The organism is Desulfopila sp. IMCC35008 (assembly GCF_010646885.2).
GTDB lineage: Bacteria > Desulfobacterota > Desulfobulbia > Desulfobulbales > Desulfocapsaceae > Desulfopila.
The window spans coordinates 5,203,782-5,222,095 of record NZ_CP050700.1 but is presented as its reverse complement, the minus strand read 5'-3'; the positions used below and the strand labels follow the sequence as shown (position 1 = coordinate 5,222,095).

The 18,314-nt window shown below is 48.8% G+C and carries 15 protein-coding genes; 7 read left to right on the top strand and 8 right to left on the bottom strand.

The annotated features are described in order from the left end of the window. Window positions 1–37: 37 nt before the first annotated feature. Together GA520_RS22290 and GA520_RS22285 are read left to right on the top strand one after the other, a co-directional pair. A complete protein-coding gene (locus GA520_RS22290; protein ID WP_163335632.1) occupies window positions 38–238 on the top strand; it encodes a carbohydrate porin in 201 nt (66 codons plus the stop codon). A gap of 74 nt (window positions 239–312) precedes the next feature. Further along, window positions 313–2,319, top strand: a complete 2,007-nt coding sequence (locus tag GA520_RS22285; protein ID WP_163335631.1) for an ATP-binding protein — start codon at window positions 313–315, stop codon at window positions 2,317–2,319. 76 nt (window positions 2,320–2,395) lie between these two features. Here the strand turns inward: GA520_RS22285 and GA520_RS22280 are convergent, their stop codons facing one another. The 6 genes from GA520_RS22280 to GA520_RS22255 form a co-directional block, all read right to left on the bottom strand. Beyond that, complete coding sequence (locus GA520_RS22280) at window positions 2,396–4,255, bottom strand: monovalent cation:proton antiporter-2 (CPA2) family protein (RefSeq protein WP_163335630.1); 1,860 nt, start codon at window positions 4,253–4,255, stop codon at window positions 2,396–2,398. Beyond that, window positions 4,255–4,866 carry an NAD(P)H-dependent oxidoreductase gene (locus GA520_RS22275; protein ID WP_163335629.1) on the bottom strand — a complete coding sequence of 204 codons (612 nt, stop codon included), beginning with the start codon at window positions 4,864–4,866 and terminating at the stop codon, window positions 4,255–4,257. Before GA520_RS22275 ends, GA520_RS22280 begins: the two co-directional genes overlap by 1 nt. Before the next feature lie 44 nt (window positions 4,867–4,910). Further along, window positions 4,911–6,260, bottom strand: coding sequence for an aldehyde dehydrogenase (locus GA520_RS22270; RefSeq protein WP_163335628.1), 1,350 nt, complete (start codon window positions 6,258–6,260; stop codon window positions 4,911–4,913). Window positions 6,261–6,296: 36 nt separating this feature from the next. Beyond that, window positions 6,297–7,451 (bottom strand): radical SAM protein, encoded by a 1,155-nt coding sequence (locus GA520_RS22265; protein ID WP_163335627.1) that lies wholly within the window; start codon window positions 7,449–7,451, stop codon window positions 6,297–6,299. Between the two features lie 43 nt (window positions 7,452–7,494). Further along, window positions 7,495–8,058: a TetR/AcrR family transcriptional regulator gene (locus GA520_RS22260; RefSeq protein WP_163335626.1), complete on the bottom strand. Its 564-nt coding sequence runs from the start codon at window positions 8,056–8,058 to the stop codon at window positions 7,495–7,497. A gap of 139 nt (window positions 8,059–8,197) precedes the next feature. Then, window positions 8,198–8,446 carry a hypothetical protein gene (locus tag GA520_RS22255; protein WP_163335625.1) on the bottom strand — a complete coding sequence of 83 codons (249 nt, stop codon included), beginning with the start codon at window positions 8,444–8,446 and terminating at the stop codon, window positions 8,198–8,200. Window positions 8,447–8,551: 105 nt separating this feature from the next. Here GA520_RS22255 and GA520_RS22250 point away from each other — a divergent pair, with 105 nt between their 5' ends. The 4 genes from GA520_RS22250 to GA520_RS22235 all read left to right on the top strand — a co-directional run bounded on the left by GA520_RS22250 (window position 8,552) and on the right by GA520_RS22235 (window position 13,457). Next, window positions 8,552–9,514 carry a LysR family transcriptional regulator gene (locus GA520_RS22250; protein ID WP_163335624.1) on the top strand — a complete coding sequence of 321 codons (963 nt, stop codon included), beginning with the start codon at window positions 8,552–8,554 and terminating at the stop codon, window positions 9,512–9,514. Between the two features lie 162 nt (window positions 9,515–9,676). Further along, window positions 9,677–12,145 (top strand): PAS domain S-box protein, encoded by a 2,469-nt coding sequence (locus GA520_RS22245; RefSeq protein ID WP_163335623.1) that lies wholly within the window; start codon window positions 9,677–9,679, stop codon window positions 12,143–12,145. A gap of 44 nt (window positions 12,146–12,189) precedes the next feature. Then, a complete protein-coding gene (locus GA520_RS22240) occupies window positions 12,190–12,429 on the top strand; it encodes a hypothetical protein (protein ID WP_163335622.1) in 240 nt (79 codons plus the stop codon). Between the two features lie 38 nt (window positions 12,430–12,467). Then, window positions 12,468–13,457, top strand: coding sequence for an arsenic resistance protein (locus GA520_RS22235; protein WP_163335621.1), 990 nt, complete (start codon window positions 12,468–12,470; stop codon window positions 13,455–13,457). A 177-nt stretch (window positions 13,458–13,634) separates the two neighbouring features. Here GA520_RS22235 and GA520_RS22230 read toward each other — a convergent pair whose 3' ends face one another. Beyond that, a complete protein-coding gene (locus GA520_RS22230) occupies window positions 13,635–14,408 on the bottom strand; it encodes a TIGR03915 family putative DNA repair protein (protein WP_163335620.1) in 774 nt (257 codons plus the stop codon). Window position 14,409: 1 nt separating this feature from the next. Next, window positions 14,410–15,666: a putative DNA modification/repair radical SAM protein gene (locus GA520_RS22225; protein WP_163335619.1), complete on the bottom strand. Its 1,257-nt coding sequence runs from the start codon at window positions 15,664–15,666 to the stop codon at window positions 14,410–14,412. A gap of 443 nt (window positions 15,667–16,109) precedes the next feature. Between GA520_RS22225 and GA520_RS22220 the strand changes: the two genes are divergently transcribed. After that, a complete protein-coding gene (locus tag GA520_RS22220; RefSeq protein ID WP_163335618.1) occupies window positions 16,110–18,281 on the top strand; it encodes an AMP-binding protein in 2,172 nt (723 codons plus the stop codon). Window positions 18,282–18,314: the final 33 nt, after the last annotated feature.

Below are 18,314 nucleotides of genomic sequence, written 5' to 3'. Positions count from 1 at the left end.
AGGGGAATCTCGGGCTAATTTACCTGGATCAAGGGTTTTGATATGGAAACATGTTGGCGTTGCCGGGTGGTCTGCTGTCTCGGGAGCTTGGCAGGGTGTAGTCGAGACTTACTACAAAATCCAGTTGTCCGAAGAGCTTATCATTACACCAGACCTGCAGTTAGTGGTCGGCGATGATGTTGGTGGCGAGAACCGGTTACATTTTCTCGCAGGAATCAAGCTTGGCCTTCCTTTTTGAAAAACAATTTCCTACCATTTAGATTTTCTGAAGCCTATAATACCGACAGAACCGTCCAGGGAATGAGAGGTAAAATGGCAACGAAGGGAAACAGTTCCCGCCAAGGGGGGCTGGAAACAATACTTATCAGGTTCGTTCCTGCCTGGGAGAATCGTCCAGACTCAGAACATGAACAAGCCGTCATTCGATTGCTGGTTGGTTTTGTTGCTGCAGCCTATATTCTGTTTGCCGTTTTTTCAAAGGATGGTGAGCACCCTTATCTTATCATAGCGATTATCTTCCTGTTTTTTGCAGTTGCTGTAAGTATTGTTGTTTCAATTATCCGGAATCCGGGAGTTCATCCTCCTCGCAGGATTTACGGGATTATTACTGATAATGTTTCGGCAACCGCCGCCCTCTTTCTGAATGGGGATTTAACTGCCCCGATCTTCGTGGTGTACCTTTGGGTTACTTTTGGCAATGGGTTTCGATTTGGTAAGCGATATCTCCTGTTATCCATGACCTTAAGTATTTTCGGCTTCGGTTCTGTTTTGTTGTTGTCGGATACATGGTCGGCAGGTACCTCTGTCAATCTGGGCCTGATGGTGGGTTTGATAGCGTTGCCGTTGTATGTCGCTTCACTTCTCAGCAACCTGGAGCGTGCTCTGGTCAATGCCCAGGCGGCCAGTAAGGCAAAATCAGATTTTCTGGCTACGATGAGCCATGAAATCAGGACACCCCTTAATGGCCTGATCGGTATACTGAGCCTGCTGGATAGGACAGAGCTGAGGGAAAAACAGCAATATTATGTGGATCTGATGAAAAACAGCTCGGAATGGCTGTTGAGTGTCATTTCCGACGGCCTTGATTTTACCAAAATTGAGGCGGATGAGCTGGTTATTGAGGCTGGACCGGTTGATCTCAGTTCCACAATCCTTTCAATCTGCAAAGTGTACAGGGCAGTGGCCAGTAAAAAGGGTATCCAACTACGGGAGGACCTCTCCGGGCTTGCAACTCCATATATTGAATGTGATCAGAACCGGCTTACCCAGGTGCTGAATAATCTGTTGAGTAATGCTTGTAAATTTACGAAGGAGGGCGAAGTTGTCGTCGAGGTGGCGTCATCAGCTTTGGCAGAAGGAAGGGCTCGATTGTCATGTGTTGTGAGGGACAGTGGTGTTGGGATTGCCGCCGGGAATCTTGAGAGTATCTTTGCCCCCTTTAAACAGATTAAAGGGGAGGATGCCGATCTTCGTGGCGGTACCGGGCTTGGTCTTGCTATTTCCAGTCGACTCATCAGGCTTATGGGTGGAGATATAAGGGTGGAGAGTGCTGTAAATGTCGGCACCACTTTTTCTTTCTATCTTGATGTTCCTATTGCCTCGGAAAGTGATATTAGAGGACAGAAGGAGCAGCTGGGAAACGTTTTCTGGCAAAGGCCTCCCCTTATTTTACTTGTTGAGGATAACGCAATAAACAGGGAGGTTGCAACGACGTACCTGCGCCAGCTTGGGTGTGAGGTGCTGGAAGCAAAGAATGGCCTTGAGGCCGTAGCCTGTGTGAAAGAAAATGTTTTTGACCTGGTATTCATGGATTGCCAGATGCCGGTAAAGGATGGCTATCAGGCAAGCAGGGAAATCCGCTTGCTGGAAGATACCGGAAAAGAGAGGAAAAACGTAATTATTGCCCTTACTGCCCATATCACGAACAGGGATAGGGAGAAATGCTTCGAGGCGGGTATGGATGATTATATGGGTAAACCCTATACCATGGGGAGCTTACAGCAGGTTTTGTCGAAGTGGCTGGCACCGATAATGATCACCAGAGAGGCACCGGCATCCCCAGCTGGGATTCTCAGAACTGAAGCGGTAATTGAAGTTGGTGGAGGAGTAACAAGCCTATCGAGTCGGCAGGTTATCCATGACCTGAGAAATGCCCTTGGAGGTATAATTGGTGGAGTGGAGCTTGCGTTGCTCGCCACGGAGGACCCGGTAAAATGCGAGCATCATCTGCGCACCGCCCTTAAGGGGGCACAGCAGGCCATTAAAATCTCGACCGAATTGTCAGGTCGATATGATAAGACGGTAGATTATGGGAAATAGATGTGCGACTGATCTTTTTATAATCGTTTATTAATACAGCCTCTGAATAAGTCCACCTGGGTCGTCCAGGGAGGTTCTATTCTTCTGGGTTACCGGTTGCCCAGGCTTTTTCCAGTTCCTCAAAACTGCTTTTTTCATCAAATGACATCAGCTCCGCCAGGTCGTTGTTGTGTTTGCGATACATGGAAATGTAATTCTCTTCATCTTCACGATGGTAGGCATATAATTCCGGCATGGAGTCCTCGTCTTTTTTACTGAATAAACGCATCAGCTTATAGGCTTCATAGGGATCGGTTCCCAGTAATTTCAAGGATTCCTGACCCAAAGAAAGTGCGCTGCCAAAGGTTTCCCTGCGGATATTTGTTACCCCAAGATCCATGAGCTGATATGCTGCAGACCTGTCGGCGGCGTTGGCAGCAATTTTGAGGTTTGGATAATGTTTGCGGACCAGTTCGACGAGTTCCAGCGCCTTGTCGGTGTTGCCAATGGTTATGACCAGCAGTTCCGCTTCTGCGGCACCGGCAGCTTCCAGCAGATCGAGTCTGGTGACATCTCCGTAATAAACCTCGAAGCCAAATTTCCTCAGTACGTCAACGTTGGCCGCATCATGATCCAGTATGACAGGTTTTATGCCGGCGGTAATAAGGAACCTGCCGAGGTCGGTTCCCAGCCGTCCAAATCCGGCCAGGATCACCCTGTGATCACTCCGGTTGATGGTGTCGGCATCCCTTTTATTGAGATCGTCCTGACGGAGACGGCTGACGATGACCTTTTCATAGAGGAGAAAGAGCAGGGGCGCGAGAAACATGGAAATGGCCACGGCTGAAATAAGAGGTGCCAGGATAGCTGCAGGTAAAACGCCGTTGCTGCCGGCAAACTGGAACAGCACGAAGGCAAACTCTCCCCCCTGGGCCAGGGCCAGGGAGAACAGCCAGCGCTCACGCACCTCCATTTTAAAAAGCAGACCAATTGAAAAAAGGATAAGCCACTTGATAAACAGGAGCCCAAGGACAAGGCCTGAGATAAGAGCTATCTGGTCACCAATCAGGGTGAAATTGAGGCTGGCACCGATAGAGATGAAAAAGATGCCGAGCAATAGTCCTTTGAATGGTTCTATATCGCTCTCCAGTTCATGCCGGTATTCACTGTCGGCAAGGACTACACCGGCAAGAAAAGTGCCAAGAGCTGGGGAGAGACCAACTGCTGTCATGAGTAAGGATATACCGACGACAAGAGCCAGCGCGGCAGCTACAAATATTTCCCGGACCCGGGTGGCGGCAATGGTCCGAAACAGTGGTCTCGAGCCAAAGCGGCCGAGCAGGTAAATGGAAACAATAGCGAGCAGTGTTATTAACAAACGTTGATAACCGGGAAGTTGGGTAATATCAAAAAGTGCGGATCCGTGGTGGTCTCCCCCATGTGGAGCTGCTATCGCCAACAGGGGTAACAGGGCCAGCATGGGAATAACGGCCAGGTCCTGAAACAGCAGTACGGAAAAAATTGACCGGCCGGGGGCACTGTTCATCAGTCCTTTTTCCCGAAGTGTTTGGAGAGCAATAGCCGTTGAGGAGAGGGCCAGAATCATGCCAACTGCCACTGCTTGCTGCCATGGCAGGTAGGCAAGGCCGACCGCAGCAAGGGCCAGGCTGGAAACTACTACTTGCGCACCGCCCATCCCAAGTATGGGGACACGCATCTGCCAGAGAAGAGATGGTTTGAGTTCAAGCCCAACCAAAAAGAGCATCATGACAACCCCAAACTCAGTAAAATGCATTACCTCTTCAATTTCATTTATAAGGGAGAGACCAAAAGGACCAATGACTATCCCGGCTATCAGGTAACCGAGAACGGAACCAAGCCCGCATTTCTTGGCGAGGGGGACCGCAAAGGCTGCGGCAGCCAGAAAAATAAAGAACTGCAGGAGGAAGTGTTCCATTATCCAACCCTCCTGATACAATTGTTCAGATCACTGTTGAGGTAGGATCCCAGCTGTATTTTTTCCAGGTCCAGCATCTCGTCCCGTATCGCTATAAGGGCTTGACGGTATTCCTCCGCATGTCTATTGACCTTCTCCGGGGAGAGTCCCCGGTGAATACCGAGGATGGCGAATGGGGGCAGCCAATGCATGCCGCAGAGGTTGGCGGTAGCCCTGAAAGGTGAGGTGAGCTCGGTGATAGTGAACATATTCAACCCTTCTGGTTTGTAGGTTGAGTCGGAGCCGCCGGCAGTCAATACCTGAAAGAAATACTTTCCCTGGAGAGCTTGCCCCTTTGAGCCATAGGCCCAGTCATGTTCAAGCACCAGGTCACACCATTCCTTTAATAAAGAAGGTGTGGAATACCAATAAAAAGGGTGCTGGAAGATGATAACGTCGTGCGACTGGCATAATTGCTGTTCGTGCTGCACATCGATCAGGAAATCCGGATAGCTGGAGTACAGATCATGGAGTGTGACATTGTCCAGGTTTTCCACAGCGCTCCTGAGGGATGCGTTGATTTTCGAACGGGTAAAAGCCGGGTGGGCAAAAAGGATCAGTATCTTTTTCATTGAGCCTCGGAATTGCACTTCTACTTTTTAATGGAGTTACTCTTTTAAATGCGTTGTTCGTTGCTTATGACGCATACCTGGGCAAACTGCCTGTGTCCTTCAGGGGAGCCGTGAAAACCGAATCCGCTCTGCTTTGCTCCGACCCACGGTGAGTCTCCCTCACCACCCACTCCCTGATTGATACCGATCATGCCGGCCTCCAGTCGCCTTGCAACGTAATCGGCACCTTGGCTGCCGAATACGACGGCGCCTAAACCGTAAGGGCTGTCGTTGGCCCGTACTATGGCCTCTTCAATTTCTGTAAACCTGCTCATGCAAACTAGCGGGCCAAATGTCTCTTCCTGCTCGATTTTCATTTTCGGCGTCATGCCGCCCAGAACGGTTGGCGAAATATATGGTGGTTCCTGCCGCGTCGTTCCGAGCAATAATTCTGCTCCTTTATCGACGGCATCGAGGATATGTTCGACGACCCGGCGATGCTGCTTCTCATTAATGAGCGGACCGTAATTAACGCCTTCCATGTCCCAGGTGCCAACCCTGTACTGTCCCGCAAGGGAAACAACCATCTCCTCAAATCTGTCGGCAACAGCCGAGTCGACGTAAATCCGTTCCGTGGCGGTGCACATCTGGCCGCTGTTTTCAAAGCTGGATGCGACGGCGAATCGTGCGGCAGCTGGTAGGTCGGCGTCTGCCATGACAATCATCGGGTCGTTGCCGCCAAGCTCCATGACCAGCCGTGTGAGTTGTGTCGATGCCCGCTCCATGATTTTCTTACCCACGGCAAGTGAGCCGGTAAACGCAACCAGCTGGATATCGCTTTCCACAAGTTGTCGTCCTTGCTCGCCGTCACCGTGGATGATCTGGAGCAGATTGTCCGGCAACTGTTTGCTGATAATGTCATGAAATGCCTGGGCGATAAGCGGGGTCTCTTCGGAAGGCTTCCAGATGACCGAATTCCCAGCAACAAGAGCCGGTACCATCAGATTGTTAGCCATGGCCAGAGGGTAATTCCATGGCGATATCACACCGACAACACCAAGTGGCCTGTACTCCAGGAGCGTCCTTCCCTGTCTGCCCGGCTGCAGGGCTTTACCAGCCGATTCGGCTATCCAGGGACCACCGAAAATTGTGCCCTGTACCTCACCCGTGGAGCGGCGGATGTCCTTCCCCATCTCCTGGCTGAGTAGTTGTGCTAATCCGGGTATCGATGTTTCAACTGCTGACCAGGCGGTTTTGATAATCCGAATGCGTTCGTCAAGTGGTTCAGCTGCCCATTTTTTCTGGGCCTTCTTACTGCTCTTGGTGATGTTGGCGATTGTATCACTATGGGTGACAACAACTTCACCCAATTTTTCACCATTACTCGGGTTTCTGGATTCGAGAGATGATACCATGATTTTTCCTCAATGCAGGTAGCCTTTTAAGGCATACTAAATAAAGCGTTGCATAATTGAATCGATCACCTGGTCCATATTCTCAGGAGTCGCCCCGACCTCATCACAGATCTGTTGCGCATAACCGCGCTGGACAGGATCATTTAAATCGTCGATAGTGTTCATGCGGTGGGTCCTTCTGCCTATGCTGAACAACATTTGCTCTTTTGGTTCGAGGGCCAGGAATGCACGGATAGGCTGCATCATCTTCTCCTTATCTCCGGGGAGTTTGCCATCTACTTCCTGGAAAAGGTTCAGCACATGATCGCTCTTCACATAACTGGTAATACCATCAAGATGTTCAAGGAACATCAACAGTTCAGCTGCCGTGTCGACTTCGCCCATTTTGGTAAAATTACCTGCCTTGAACTGCTCGGTCAGTGGTGCAGTCGGGGGGAGTGCCAGCGTGCGGAGTCGAATAAAATCCGGGTTGATCTGGTTCAGGGCATCTGCTGATTCCCTGGCGTTCTCTTCGCTCAGTTCCTTGCCGCCGAGTCCCGGCATGATGTATTCAGAAAGCTGGATGCCCGCTTTTTTTACCTTTTGACCCGCCAGAACCTGTGTCGCCTTATCGCTGCCCTTCTTTACCTTTTTGAGGACCGTGTCCGAGCCGGATTCCATGCCGATATGTATCCTGTTCAGACCTGCGTCGGCCATTTCCTGCAAATGGTCATCACTGATACGGGCAATGGTGTGAGATCTGGCATAGGAAGTGACCCGCTGAACGTCGGGGAATGATTGCCTTAAGTGACGCAGGATATGGATGATGTTTTTCGGTTTGATAATGAGGCTGTTACCATCCTGGATGAAAATGGATTTCATGCCGCCGGAGATAAAATTATAGGCAGCGTGAAAAGCCCGCAAATCGTCTGGTCCCCCTTCAGCGGCGAGTTTTTTTAGCTCTCTGCGTGAAAGCTGAGTACCACTTTCTGCTGCCTCAAGAATGGCATCGGTGTAAAACCGTACTGCGTCAATATCTTGAATAATGTGCTCTACGGGACGCAGGGAAAATTTTTCGCCCTTGTAGATCGGGCAGAAGGTACATCGATTCCAGGGGCAATTACGAGTAATCCTGATAAGCAGGCTCTCTGCCTCACTTGGTGGTCGGATGGGGCCCTGTTCAAACCCTCTATACTGTTCAGCGTGCTTCATGTTTTTATCCCTACTGGTAGGTAGATTGTGCTGGTAAATGAAATTATGCGGCAAAGGCCTCAATCATCGTTTGTGCCGATTTCTTGAACCACAGCTCGCCACCATGACAGCGGGCAACAATCTGCGCCCCGATAAGAAATGAGATGTACCCGTATGCTGCTTCTTCTTCGCTGCCTGAGAAGGTGAGAGACCCTTCTTCCTTTCCCTGCCGGAAGACATGGCTGATGGTGGTCACCGTTCTTTGAATAGACTTTTCCAAAATTCTGCATGAATGTTCCTGCAGGGTGTTTCGGTCAGTACTCATCGAACCGATAAGGCACACTTTATTACTGGTTAATCCCTTGAGGAATAGCCCGGCAAGATTGTGTAGTTTTTCTGGGGCGGTTCCACTTCCCTCGACAATGGAGGTGTAGTTCTGGTCATAGGATAACCTGCATCTTTCAAGCAGTTCATCCACCAGATCGTCTTTTTTGGGAAAGTGGTGATGGATGCTGGCCTTCCGGATACCCACCGCTTCGCTGATGTGCTGATAACTCATGGCATTTAACCCGACCCGCTGTATCAGGTCCTCTGCCACGTCAAGTATTTTGGTACGTGTATCACTCATAGTGTCAACCTACTAGAAGGTAGGGTGGAGGTCAAGTTTTATACGACGATGGAATCATCGATTGTGATCAAAGCTGTTTCCCTCGTTGATGTGTATGACCTGGTGTCGTTGACCAGTGTGCCTGTATTGTTATCGAATTTCAGCTGAGGAGCAGTGGCACGGCTATCGCCACACCAGCCCAGAACAGAACCTTGGCGATACTGCGGATAGTGCTTGGCATAAGACCCTCCAGCTTCTGTTGACAGTCGCCGCCCGGGTGTGTCGTGTCTTCAGGAAGAACAAGATAGGCCAGCTCATTTTTTGCTCTTTTCAACAGAGTGCGGATAGAGTTTGGCGAATAGAAATCGAGGAAATACCCAAATTGTACCTGTTGTCTTGATTCCAGCATAACCTTCTCCTGTTGACGTTGATTGACTCTCTGATGTTGTAATTATAGAGGAGGTGCGTTAATAATAATAATTATATAAAATCAGCCATAGCTAAAGTTATACTAATGCTACAGAATCTCGATCGTCTCAAAGTTTTCTATTACGTCTTTGCCCGGAAGAGTGTGGTTGCTGCGGCCAACGCCCTGCATGTCAGTCAATCCGCAGTCAGCCAGTCCATCCAGAAACTGGAAAAAGAGATGAACAGTGCCCTGTTTACCAGGTTGCATAAGCAGCTGGTCCCGACCGCTGCAGGGGAGAGGCTGTATGAAATAGTCCAGCCCTTTATGGCAGACCTGGATGGGTTCTTAAAAGAGCAGGAGATCGCCAAGGGATATCCTGTTGGTGAACTTCGGATTGGTGCACCTCCTGAATTCGGCAAGGCCTATTTGCCTTCCATCGTTGCAGATTTCAGGTCACACTATCCAGCCGTAACGTTCACACTGCAATTCGGCACACCGGAGTTGCTGTTGCCCCAGGTGAAGAAAGGGAAGCTTGATTTTGCCCTGGTGGATCTCTTTTTAACAAAAAGTACTCACATCGGCAGTCTCGACATGTATCATTTTGACCCTGTTGTCGAGGAGGAAGTGATACTTGCCTGTTCGAAGAACTATTATGAAAATTCGTTGCAGGAGGATCTCTCTTTCAGCTCTCTCTCACAACAGAATTTCATCAGTTACAGAAAGGATCTGCAGACAATCAGGCAGTGGTTCAAACACCATTTTTCCAAATTGAACACCCGGGTTCATGACGTACTGACAGTGGATAGCCACGAAGCTGTTATCTCTGCTATCAAACATGATGTCGGTATGGGGGTTGTTGCGTCTCATCTGGTGAAGGATGAACTGTACAAGAAGCAAATTGTTCACATCAAGGTTTCAGGATCGGAGATCATGAACTCAATATCCCTTGTCCATCTGCAGGAAAAAATACCTACTTTTACCGAGAAGTCCTTTGAAAAATACCTGGTTGATAAAATCAGGGAGATGATCTCCGAGGGGTATGCGGGTATCAAGGTTTTGGGTACGTGAGTTTCGCAACACCTTGAGAGTGTATGGTTGCATATGTCAATTAAGTTCTTTTGTAATCCCAACCTATGGTGTGTTATCATTGGAGTGTAATATTGAACCATTTGAGTCTATTGGGAATTGCTTTACCTGAAGATCTGTAACCAACTTGTCGGAGGTCTGGGAATGCCAGAAAAGCCGTCATATGATGCGCTTGTGCAACGTGTTCATGAACTGGAGATGAATACCGCCCGGCATGAACGTGTCGAGGCAATTGCCAGGGCCCTGTTTGAGCTGTCGTTTCAGGTAAATCTCGCCCCGGATCTGGACGGTTTGTTTGCCAAAATTCACGAAGTCCTCTCAACGGTTGTCGACACCACGAATTTTTATATAGCACTGTATGACCAGGAGCAGGACCGTATCCATTTCCCGTACCATGTTGACATGGTCGACGATACCTATCCACCGGTGATTGGGATCACGAAGATATCATCGCTCACTGCTGAGGTCATCAGGAGTGGGAATCCCCTGATGATTACCAAGGAAGACATCCAGAAAATGTGGGAGGACGAAAGTCTTGCTGCACCCTTATGTACACCTTCGGAGATCTGGCTTGGTGTGCCGCTCAAGACACGAAAAAAACTGATCGGTGTCATGGCGGTGCAGAGTTACGAAAATCGTGATTGTTACGATCAGACCGATATGGAAATCATGGTTTCAGCAGGTTCGCAGGTTGCCTTGGCGATTGAACATTTTGTTGCTGTTGAATCGCTGAAGCAGAGTGAAAATCGCTATCGGGGCCTGATAGACCTGGCAGTGGAAGGAATACTGCTTGGCTCTGGCGAGGGGGTGATCACCGAGGCGAATAAATATGTTTGTGAAATACTTGGTCTGAGAAGAGAGGAGGTTGTTGGCAGACATATAAGCCAATTGCCTTTTACACCTGAAAGTGTTGAGCGTTTCCCGTTGCGGTTCGATTTGCTGCAGCAGGGGAAAAAGGTTGTAACCGAGAGGGCGATTCAGCGGCCCGATGGTTCTGAGGTCCAGGTGGAAATGAGATCCAAGATGATGCCTGACGGAACCTACCAGTCTATTTTCAGTGATATCTCGGAGCGCAAAAGGGTTGAGCAGGAGTTGCGGGAGAGTGAAGAGAGGTTTCGCGCCCTGCACGATGCCTCATTTGGGGGTATCGCTATCCATGATCAAGGGACAATCCTCGACTGCAACCAGGGCCTGGCGGATATGACCGGTTATTCTCTGGATGAACTGATTGGTTTCAATGGCTTTGAACTCATTGCTCCTGAGTATCTTGATACGGTCATTGAAAATATAAGGAATAGTAATACCCAACCGTATGTGGCCGAGGGGGTGCGTAAAGATGGTACACGCTACCCCCTGTCGATCAGGGGAAGTGTGATCCCTTATAGGGGACAAGATGCACGGGTCACAGAGTTTCGGGATATTACCGAGCAAAGAAGGGCAGAGAATGAAAAGAAGCAACTCGAAGAACAGTTATATCAGGCCCAGAAGATGGAAACCATCGGCCAGTTGGCCGGCGGGGTAGCGCACGACTTTAATAATATGCTTGGGGTAATTATAGGCCATTCGGAGATGGCGCTTGGTAAGCTCGAGACGGATGCTCCAGTGGTTTCAGACCTCAAGCAGATACGAAAGGCCGCCGATCGTTCGGCGGATATCACCCGGCAACTGCTTGCATTTGCCAGAAAACAGGCCGTGTCCCCCAAAGTGCTTGATCTCAACAGGACCATTGAAGGCATGCTGCAGATGCTGCGACGGTTGATTGGCGAACATATTGAATTGCAATGGCTGCCGGGGGAAGAACTCTGGCCTGTAAATATGGATACCTCCCAACTGGACCAGATACTTGTCAACCTCTGTGTGAATAGCAGGGACGCAATTGAGGGGATGGGCACCTTGAGCGTGAAAACAAGCAACTGTATCCTGGAGGCGGGTCGGTATGTTGGGGAACCTGTCCTTACCACTGGCGAGTATGTCTGCATAGAGGTGACCGATGACGGCTGCGGTATGGATAACAGTACACTGGAACATGTATTCGAGCCCTTTTTTACCACCAAAGGTGTTGGTAAAGGCACCGGTCTCGGGCTTGCCACAGTGTATGGTGCTGTGAAACAAAATGATGGTATTGTCAACGTTGCCAGTGAAGCGGAGAAAGGCACAACTTTTGAGATTTACCTGCCGAGGCATCTGGGCGATGACTTCCAGATTGCGGGTGGCGGAAATGCGGGGATATCCCTGCATGGCACCGAGACAATTCTTTTGGTTGAAGATGAAATCGCCATCCTGGAGATGACCCGTAAGATGCTTGAGCAGTTAGGGTATGAAGTGATACCGGCACATTCGCCGTTTGAGGCGCTCACTGTCAGCAATAGAGAGAATCTCCAAATTGATATGGTGATAACGGATGTTATAATGCCGGAGTTGAATGGCAGAGACCTGGTTCGCCGGCTAATAGAAAAGAGTTCCCTTCTTAAAGTTCTTTATATGTCTGGTTATACAGCGGATATTATCTCCAGACAGGGGACACTGGAAGAGGGCATGCATTTTATCCAGAAACCATTCTCCCTCGGGGAGCTTGGAGAAAAGGTCCGGCAGGTGCTTGATGGCTCGCCCTGATATTTCCATACTGAGGTGTGGCTCACACCGAGCTTGCAGGCTGCTTGAGCGTTATTCCAGCCACAACTTTTAAGCAGGACAAGAGTCTCTCGATAAATCCCATACGGGCTATTCTTATGCCGAAGTTCATCCATGTCTTCTCAAAAGAAAATAAGACGCAGGTGCGCTACCTGAGCCACAGTTCTGATTATATTACGGAGTGTGTTCCCGGAGATGCCACATTTCCAGAATCACTTGCACAGACATTCTCTACGATCCGTACGATGATAGATGAGGCAAAATAAAAATAGAGTGTCGGAGAGCGGTACTTAAGGAGAACACCATGTGGAAAGCACTTATCAAAATTAATAAGAATCTCGTCTACGCAATTCCCGCCTTGATGATTGCCGGGTTGGTTTTTGGCAACCTCATCGATCAGTCGACTGTCTCCGGTATGAAGACGCTGATTGTCCCCTTTACCTTCCTCATGGTCTATCCCATGATGGTGACCCTGAACATCAAGCATCTTAAACAGGGGCTGCAACTAAAAATTCAGGGCAGTGCCGTGCTTATAAATTTTGCCATAATTCCTTTTGTGGCCTACTTTCTCGGCAGACTGTTCTTTGCAGATCAACCATACATGGCACTGGGGCTTTTTCTCGCATCCCTGCTTCCGACCAGCGGTATGACCATCTCCTGGACCGGTTTTGCCAAAGGAAATATGGGTGCGGCCATCAATATGACGGTGATCGGTCTTACCCTTGGTTCGTTGGCTACGCCGTTTTATGTGAGCTGGTTGCTTGGGGAAACTGTTGAGGTCAATTTTTTCAAGGTGATGCAGCAGATCTTCTTTATTGTCTTTCTCCCCATGGGGCTTGGTTTTGCAACCAGGCAGACACTGCTGAAAAAATATGATATGAAGGAGTTTAAGGAGCGTATTGCCCCTCGTTTTCCGGCCATGTCAACCATTGGGGTACTTGGTATTGTTTTTGTCGCGATGTCATTAAAAGCCAGGACGATTATGGCGGATCCCGGGCAGCTGCTCATGATCTTTATCCCTCTGCTTCTTCTCTATCTTTTTAATTTCACCCTCTCCACCATGGCGGGCAGAAGCTTTTTTAACAGGGGCGACGGTATTGCACTTGTTTACGGAACGGCTATGCGAAATCTCTCCATTGCCCTGGCAATTGCCATCAATGCCTTTGGTGAAGCGGGCACCGATGCTGCCCTGGTTATCGCCCTTGCCTATATTATTCAGGTGCAGTCTGCTGCCTGGTATGTTCGCTTTACCGATAGCCTGTTTGGGCCACGTCCCCACCCTGAAGGTGCCTGAATTAAATACTGCTGGTGAAAGCTAAAGGCTTATCGTACTCCTTACCTCATCACCAGCAGTTATCCGGGCAATCTTTATTCTTTCCTCATATCTCAGGTACCACATTCAATGTCAGCAAAAGCATAAAAGGTTTCCCTTCATCATGAGGGACCCGGGGACATTGCCGGATGTGGCTTGTTAGCTCATCTCGACCAGATACTTCCAGTAACGCCGCGGCATGAATTGTCTTTGTAGATCCAGGTTTTTTCTGTCTGTATTGGCGATAGCGGTATGGAATGATTTCCAGAGCTCCTGATAGTGAAGCTCGTCTGCGTTGAGCCTGGCTTCAGGAACCTCACCGTACTGTTGTACATGAGCGGTGAAGTCTTCGTCAATATCAATTGCCTGCAATAAATCCCCATCCCAGTAGAGGGCCTGATCGCGACGGATATCATGGAGTATCCAGCGTATATTTCCCAGCCGTTGCCTGAAGTGAAGGGCACAGTGGCCGATTATATTGCAGTCTGGCTCAAATGGGGCATACTGCAGGCCGTCTTCGAGTATTCGAAAGCGAATGAGACCTGTAAACCTGTGCGCCTCAGAACTGACCTTCTGTGAGAGTTTATCAAGGTACCTGATCGAATCATGGGTGTAGAGTTGTGTTGTTTTAGCGCCACGAACCAGGCACTCCTGAACCATCCGGTAAAGATGAATGCCCACTTCATGGTCACCGCTTAAAAAACCATTCATTGCAAAACGGGCAGCGTTCCCGTTGAGCTTTTTCAGGTATTCAAAGAGACGTGATGCCTGTCGGCTATCTGTCTGAAGGTGGATGAGGGTATCGAAAAGTTGTGGTGAGAATCCCTGTTTACCATAAATGCCCGAAACGACTTTTTTTGATTTTACAGCTGTCGCGACAGCATGCAGCAGTCCTTCAAAAGAACCGTCATGAAGATAAGTAATTGATTCCATATTAGAAGAGTGGTAGCTGACGACTGCCTTGCAGAAGTTTTCTGGAGCGTGGCGGCTCTGCCTTGCACATGGCATTTACCAGGTGGTGGTGGGAAAGGGACGGATCACCGAGGTATTTGCCATTGATGGTAATAAAGAATCTGGCCCGTTTCAGCACCATACCGATTTTTTTGAGATCCTGTTCCCGAATGGTTGCGATCCTGCGGGTTCTGATAATACGTTGGGCAGAGGTGACCCCTACACCGGGAATGCGAAGTAACTCCTCATAGCTGGCTTTATTGATATCGATTGGAAATAAATCAAAATTACGCAATGCCCATGCCGCCTTGGGATCGAGTCGTTCATCAAGATGAGGGAAGGCCGGGGAGAGGATCTCATGGGATTGGAATTTATAAAATCTGAGCAACCAGTCTGCCTGATAGAGGCGGTGTTCACGGATAAGCGGAGGTGCGGTGGCCAGGGCCGGGAGAAGAGGCTCTTCATTGATTGCAATATAGGCCGAATAGTAGACCCTTTTTAAGCTCATCTTTCGATAAAGACTTTCTGTCAGGTTGAGGATATGAAAATCACTCTCAGCGGATGCGCCGATTATCATCTGGGTGGTTTGACCTCCGGGGCAGAAACTGGGAGCCTTTCTGCTTCGTTGTCGTTCAAGCTGAAAACCTGTGAAGTCCTCACCAATCTTTTTCATCGGGGCAAGTATTCCCCGTTTTGATTTCTGCGGAGCAAGACGCTTGAGTGACGCTTCCGAGGGTAATTCAATATTTACACTCATCCGGTCAGCCAGGAAACCAGCCTGCTGGATCAGGTCGTCAGCGGCACCGGGGATAACCTTGAGATGAATGTACCCGTTGAATTTATGGTTATGGCGTAAAAGTCGGCACACCTCAACCATATCCGCCATGGTCTGATCCGGGGATGCATATACCGCAGAGCTTAAAAACAGACCTTCAATATAGTTGCGCAGATAAAAGTTGATGGTGAGATCAGCTACCTCTTCCGAGGTGAAGGTGGCACGTTCCACCGCGTTGGATCGACGATTCAGGCAATAGCTGCAATCATAGAGGCACTCATTTGACATCAATATCTTGAGCAGGGAGACACATCTGCCATCTGCAGCCCAGCTATGGCAGATGCCGCTTACCGCAGTGTTGCCGACTCCATCTGCCGCTGCACTTCTGCTGCTTCCACTTGAAGAGCATGACGCATCATACTTGGCGGCATCTGCCAGAATCTTGAGTTTTTCTGATATTTTCATTTGATCAAAAGCCGTATGCCATACAAGAAGCTGGTTAAGACCCAGAGCGACACATTGCTCATGAGGCACTCGGGTGAGGCGTTGCCGGAAATTATTTCTCCACAGTACCATAGAAGGGGTGTCACAGGGTGAGTACCCTATGGTTTTTAATTGTATTCGATTTGAATTTCGACAGCCGGATTTTCCTGGTCGGCTTTGTCGCGGGAGGTTATCGGGCAAGTGGTGCGCACATTCTTATGCAAATGGAAAAGACCTTTAGACCGGTTTTTTCTCCAGGTGAGAAGGTACCGGTCTCGAAGTATTCGGCAGTAGTGTATCATAATAACGAGCATAGTGTCACTCTGTTGCAGAAAACTGTAAGTACACTCCTGGACAGTTGACCTTGACCAAGCTCCCCTATGCGTGATTAAGTTAAATATCCGTAAAACTAGACTGGTTTTCGGTTGGTAACTCGATTAACTATTACACATATCTACAAGTTGCAGCAGAGAGCAATACTGGAGAGAATTATCAAAACTGAAACTTTGATTCACTACCTGAAGGCAGCTTCGGAATCAGCCAAAGGAATAACGTTTATTCAAAGCGGAAATGAAGAAGAATTTATTTCCTATGAAACATTGCTGCACCGGGCGACCATGTTCCTGGCGAATTTACATGACGCTGGTGTCCGTCCCGGTGATCAATTTATTCTGCAGGTGGAAGATAACCAGACGTTTTTGACCCTTTTCTGGGCATGTCTTCTGGGGAATATTGTTCCGGTCCCCCTTACCCTGGCACGGACAGATGAATATCGCCTTAAACTCCTTAAAGTGCTGCATGTGTTGGGTAGTCCCCATGCGGCATTTGACAAAGAGGTTTATCGACAGTTTGTGACCTATCTTGTTGAACATGGGCAAGAAACGATAGTGACTCAGTTGAGGCAACAACATATTTTTCCTGAAGACTTCATCGATATATCCTCTACTTCCCCTCTGCTTATCCCTGAACAGGGAGACACTGCCTATATCCAGTTTTCTTCCGGGTCCACCGGAGATCCCAAAGGTATTGTGCTGTCCCATGGCAATCTGGTCAACAACTGCCGGGCCTTCCTTGCGGCCAAAAAAACCGGTCCTGATGATTCCTACCTTTCCTGGCTTCCGCTGACCCATGACATGGGCCTGATCGGCTGGCACCTCAATCCTGTGATTGCAGGAGTCTCCCATTGCATTATGCCACCCAGCGCTTTTGTCCGAAATCCTTCCCTGTGGTTTGACAAGGTCGACGAACATAAGATTACCATTACCTGTTCTCCTAATTTCGGACTCAGTCACTTTCTCAAAGCAGCCAGAATCTCATCCGGAAAAAGCTGGGATCTTTCCCCTGTCCGTCTGATTGTCGTCGGGGCCGAACACATATCCAACACCCTCTGCACTACTTTTCTCGAAACTTTGGAGATGTTTGGTTTGAGAAAAAATGTCCTCATGCCTGGTTACGGGCTTGCAGAAGCCACACTCGCCGTAGCGGTATCTCCCTGCGGTGAAGAATTTACAACTCATTATCTCGATATCACATCCCTTGGAGTGGGAAGCCGGGCAGCAGCAATAGCTCCTGATGATAAAAAATGCGCTGCCTATGTTGATGAAGGAAAGCTCCTGCCAGGTTTTCTCGCAAAAATCTGCGATGACAGTGGCAATACACTTGCAGACGGGGTTGTCGGTCATCTTGTTATTAAGGGGAGCAGCATTGCTTCCGGTTACATCAACAACTCTGCTGCAACACGGGAAACCTTTATCACGGACGGATGGCTCAAAACAGGAGACCTGGGTTTTATTTCTCACCAGCGTATTGTCATCACTGGCAGATCAAAGGAGATAATTATTATCGGAGGGATGAATTTCTATCCCCATGATCTTGAGAGGGCTGTTGGGGAAATCCGTGAAATTGCAGGCAGGGCAGTTGCTGTCTGTGGCGTCTATGAAGAGAATAAGTCCGTGGAAGAACTGGTCGTGTTCGTATCCTATAAAAAGGATCTGGAAACATTCGTTCCGGTTATCAAAAAGATAAAAGAAAAGATCGCCAATAATTTTAACATTTCTGTATCACGGGTGATACCAATCCTTTCAATTCCCAGGACAACCAGCGGGAAAATTCAACGGGTCAAACTGGCAATGACCTACCGCAACGGTGATTATAACCTGATTTTGCAGGAGCTGAATCAGCTGATTCACGCAGATCTGCAAACAATTGATCTTGCCGTAATTGCACCTGACAAAAGGCTCAATGAACTGACCAGGTTCATTTGTAACCAGGCGGTCACCCTCACCGGTGCCGACAGTATTGACCCGGATCTCTCTCTTTTCAATCAGGGCTTTGATTCGCTTATGGCCGTAGAATTACACACTGCTATCGAGCACGCACTGGGTGCGACCGTTCCGGTTTCATGGTTCAGGAAAAATGAGAGTATCCACCAATTTTCTGCGAAGCTGCTGGCAACATACCCACTGTCCTCCCCCGCTCCTGAAAGGCTTGACACAAAGCCGCCCTTGTCATTGCTTGAACAACTCAAGGACATGGACCAGATGTCTGAAGAGAGCATTCGGAACATGATAGAGGTCCTTAAGCAATCACAGAAATGATGACTGGGCAGATTTTCCGACATCAAATGTAAA

Bases quoted from the DNA above. Each gene is read 5' to 3' on its own strand.
- GA520_RS22285 (WP_163335631.1), top strand. From the start codon at position 313: ATGGCAACGAAGGGAAACAGTTCCCGCCAAGGGGGGCTGGAAACAATA.
- GA520_RS22280 (WP_163335630.1), bottom strand. From the start codon at position 4,255: ATGGAACACTTCCTCCTGCAGTTCTTTATTTTTCTGGCTGCCGCAGCC.
- GA520_RS22275 (WP_163335629.1), bottom strand. From the start codon at position 4,866: ATGAAAAAGATACTGATCCTTTTTGCCCACCCGGCTTTTACCCGTTCG.
- GA520_RS22270 (WP_163335628.1), bottom strand. From the start codon at position 6,260: ATGGTATCATCTCTCGAATCCAGAAACCCGAGTAATGGTGAAAAATTG.
- GA520_RS22265 (WP_163335627.1), bottom strand. From the start codon at position 7,451: ATGAAGCACGCTGAACAGTATAGAGGGTTTGAACAGGGCCCCATCCGA.
- GA520_RS22260 (WP_163335626.1), bottom strand. From the start codon at position 8,058: ATGAGTGATACACGTACCAAAATACTTGACGTGGCAGAGGACCTGATA.
- GA520_RS22255 (WP_163335625.1), bottom strand. From the start codon at position 8,446: ATGCTGGAATCAAGACAACAGGTACAATTTGGGTATTTCCTCGATTTC.
- GA520_RS22250 (WP_163335624.1), top strand. From the start codon at position 8,552: ATGCTACAGAATCTCGATCGTCTCAAAGTTTTCTATTACGTCTTTGCC.
- GA520_RS22245 (WP_163335623.1), top strand. From the start codon at position 9,677: ATGCCAGAAAAGCCGTCATATGATGCGCTTGTGCAACGTGTTCATGAA.
- GA520_RS22235 (WP_163335621.1), top strand. From the start codon at position 12,468: ATGTGGAAAGCACTTATCAAAATTAATAAGAATCTCGTCTACGCAATT.
- GA520_RS22230 (WP_163335620.1), bottom strand. From the start codon at position 14,408: ATGGAATCAATTACTTATCTTCATGACGGTTCTTTTGAAGGACTGCTG.
- GA520_RS22225 (WP_163335619.1), bottom strand. From the start codon at position 15,666: ATGAAAATATCAGAAAAACTCAAGATTCTGGCAGATGCCGCCAAGTAT.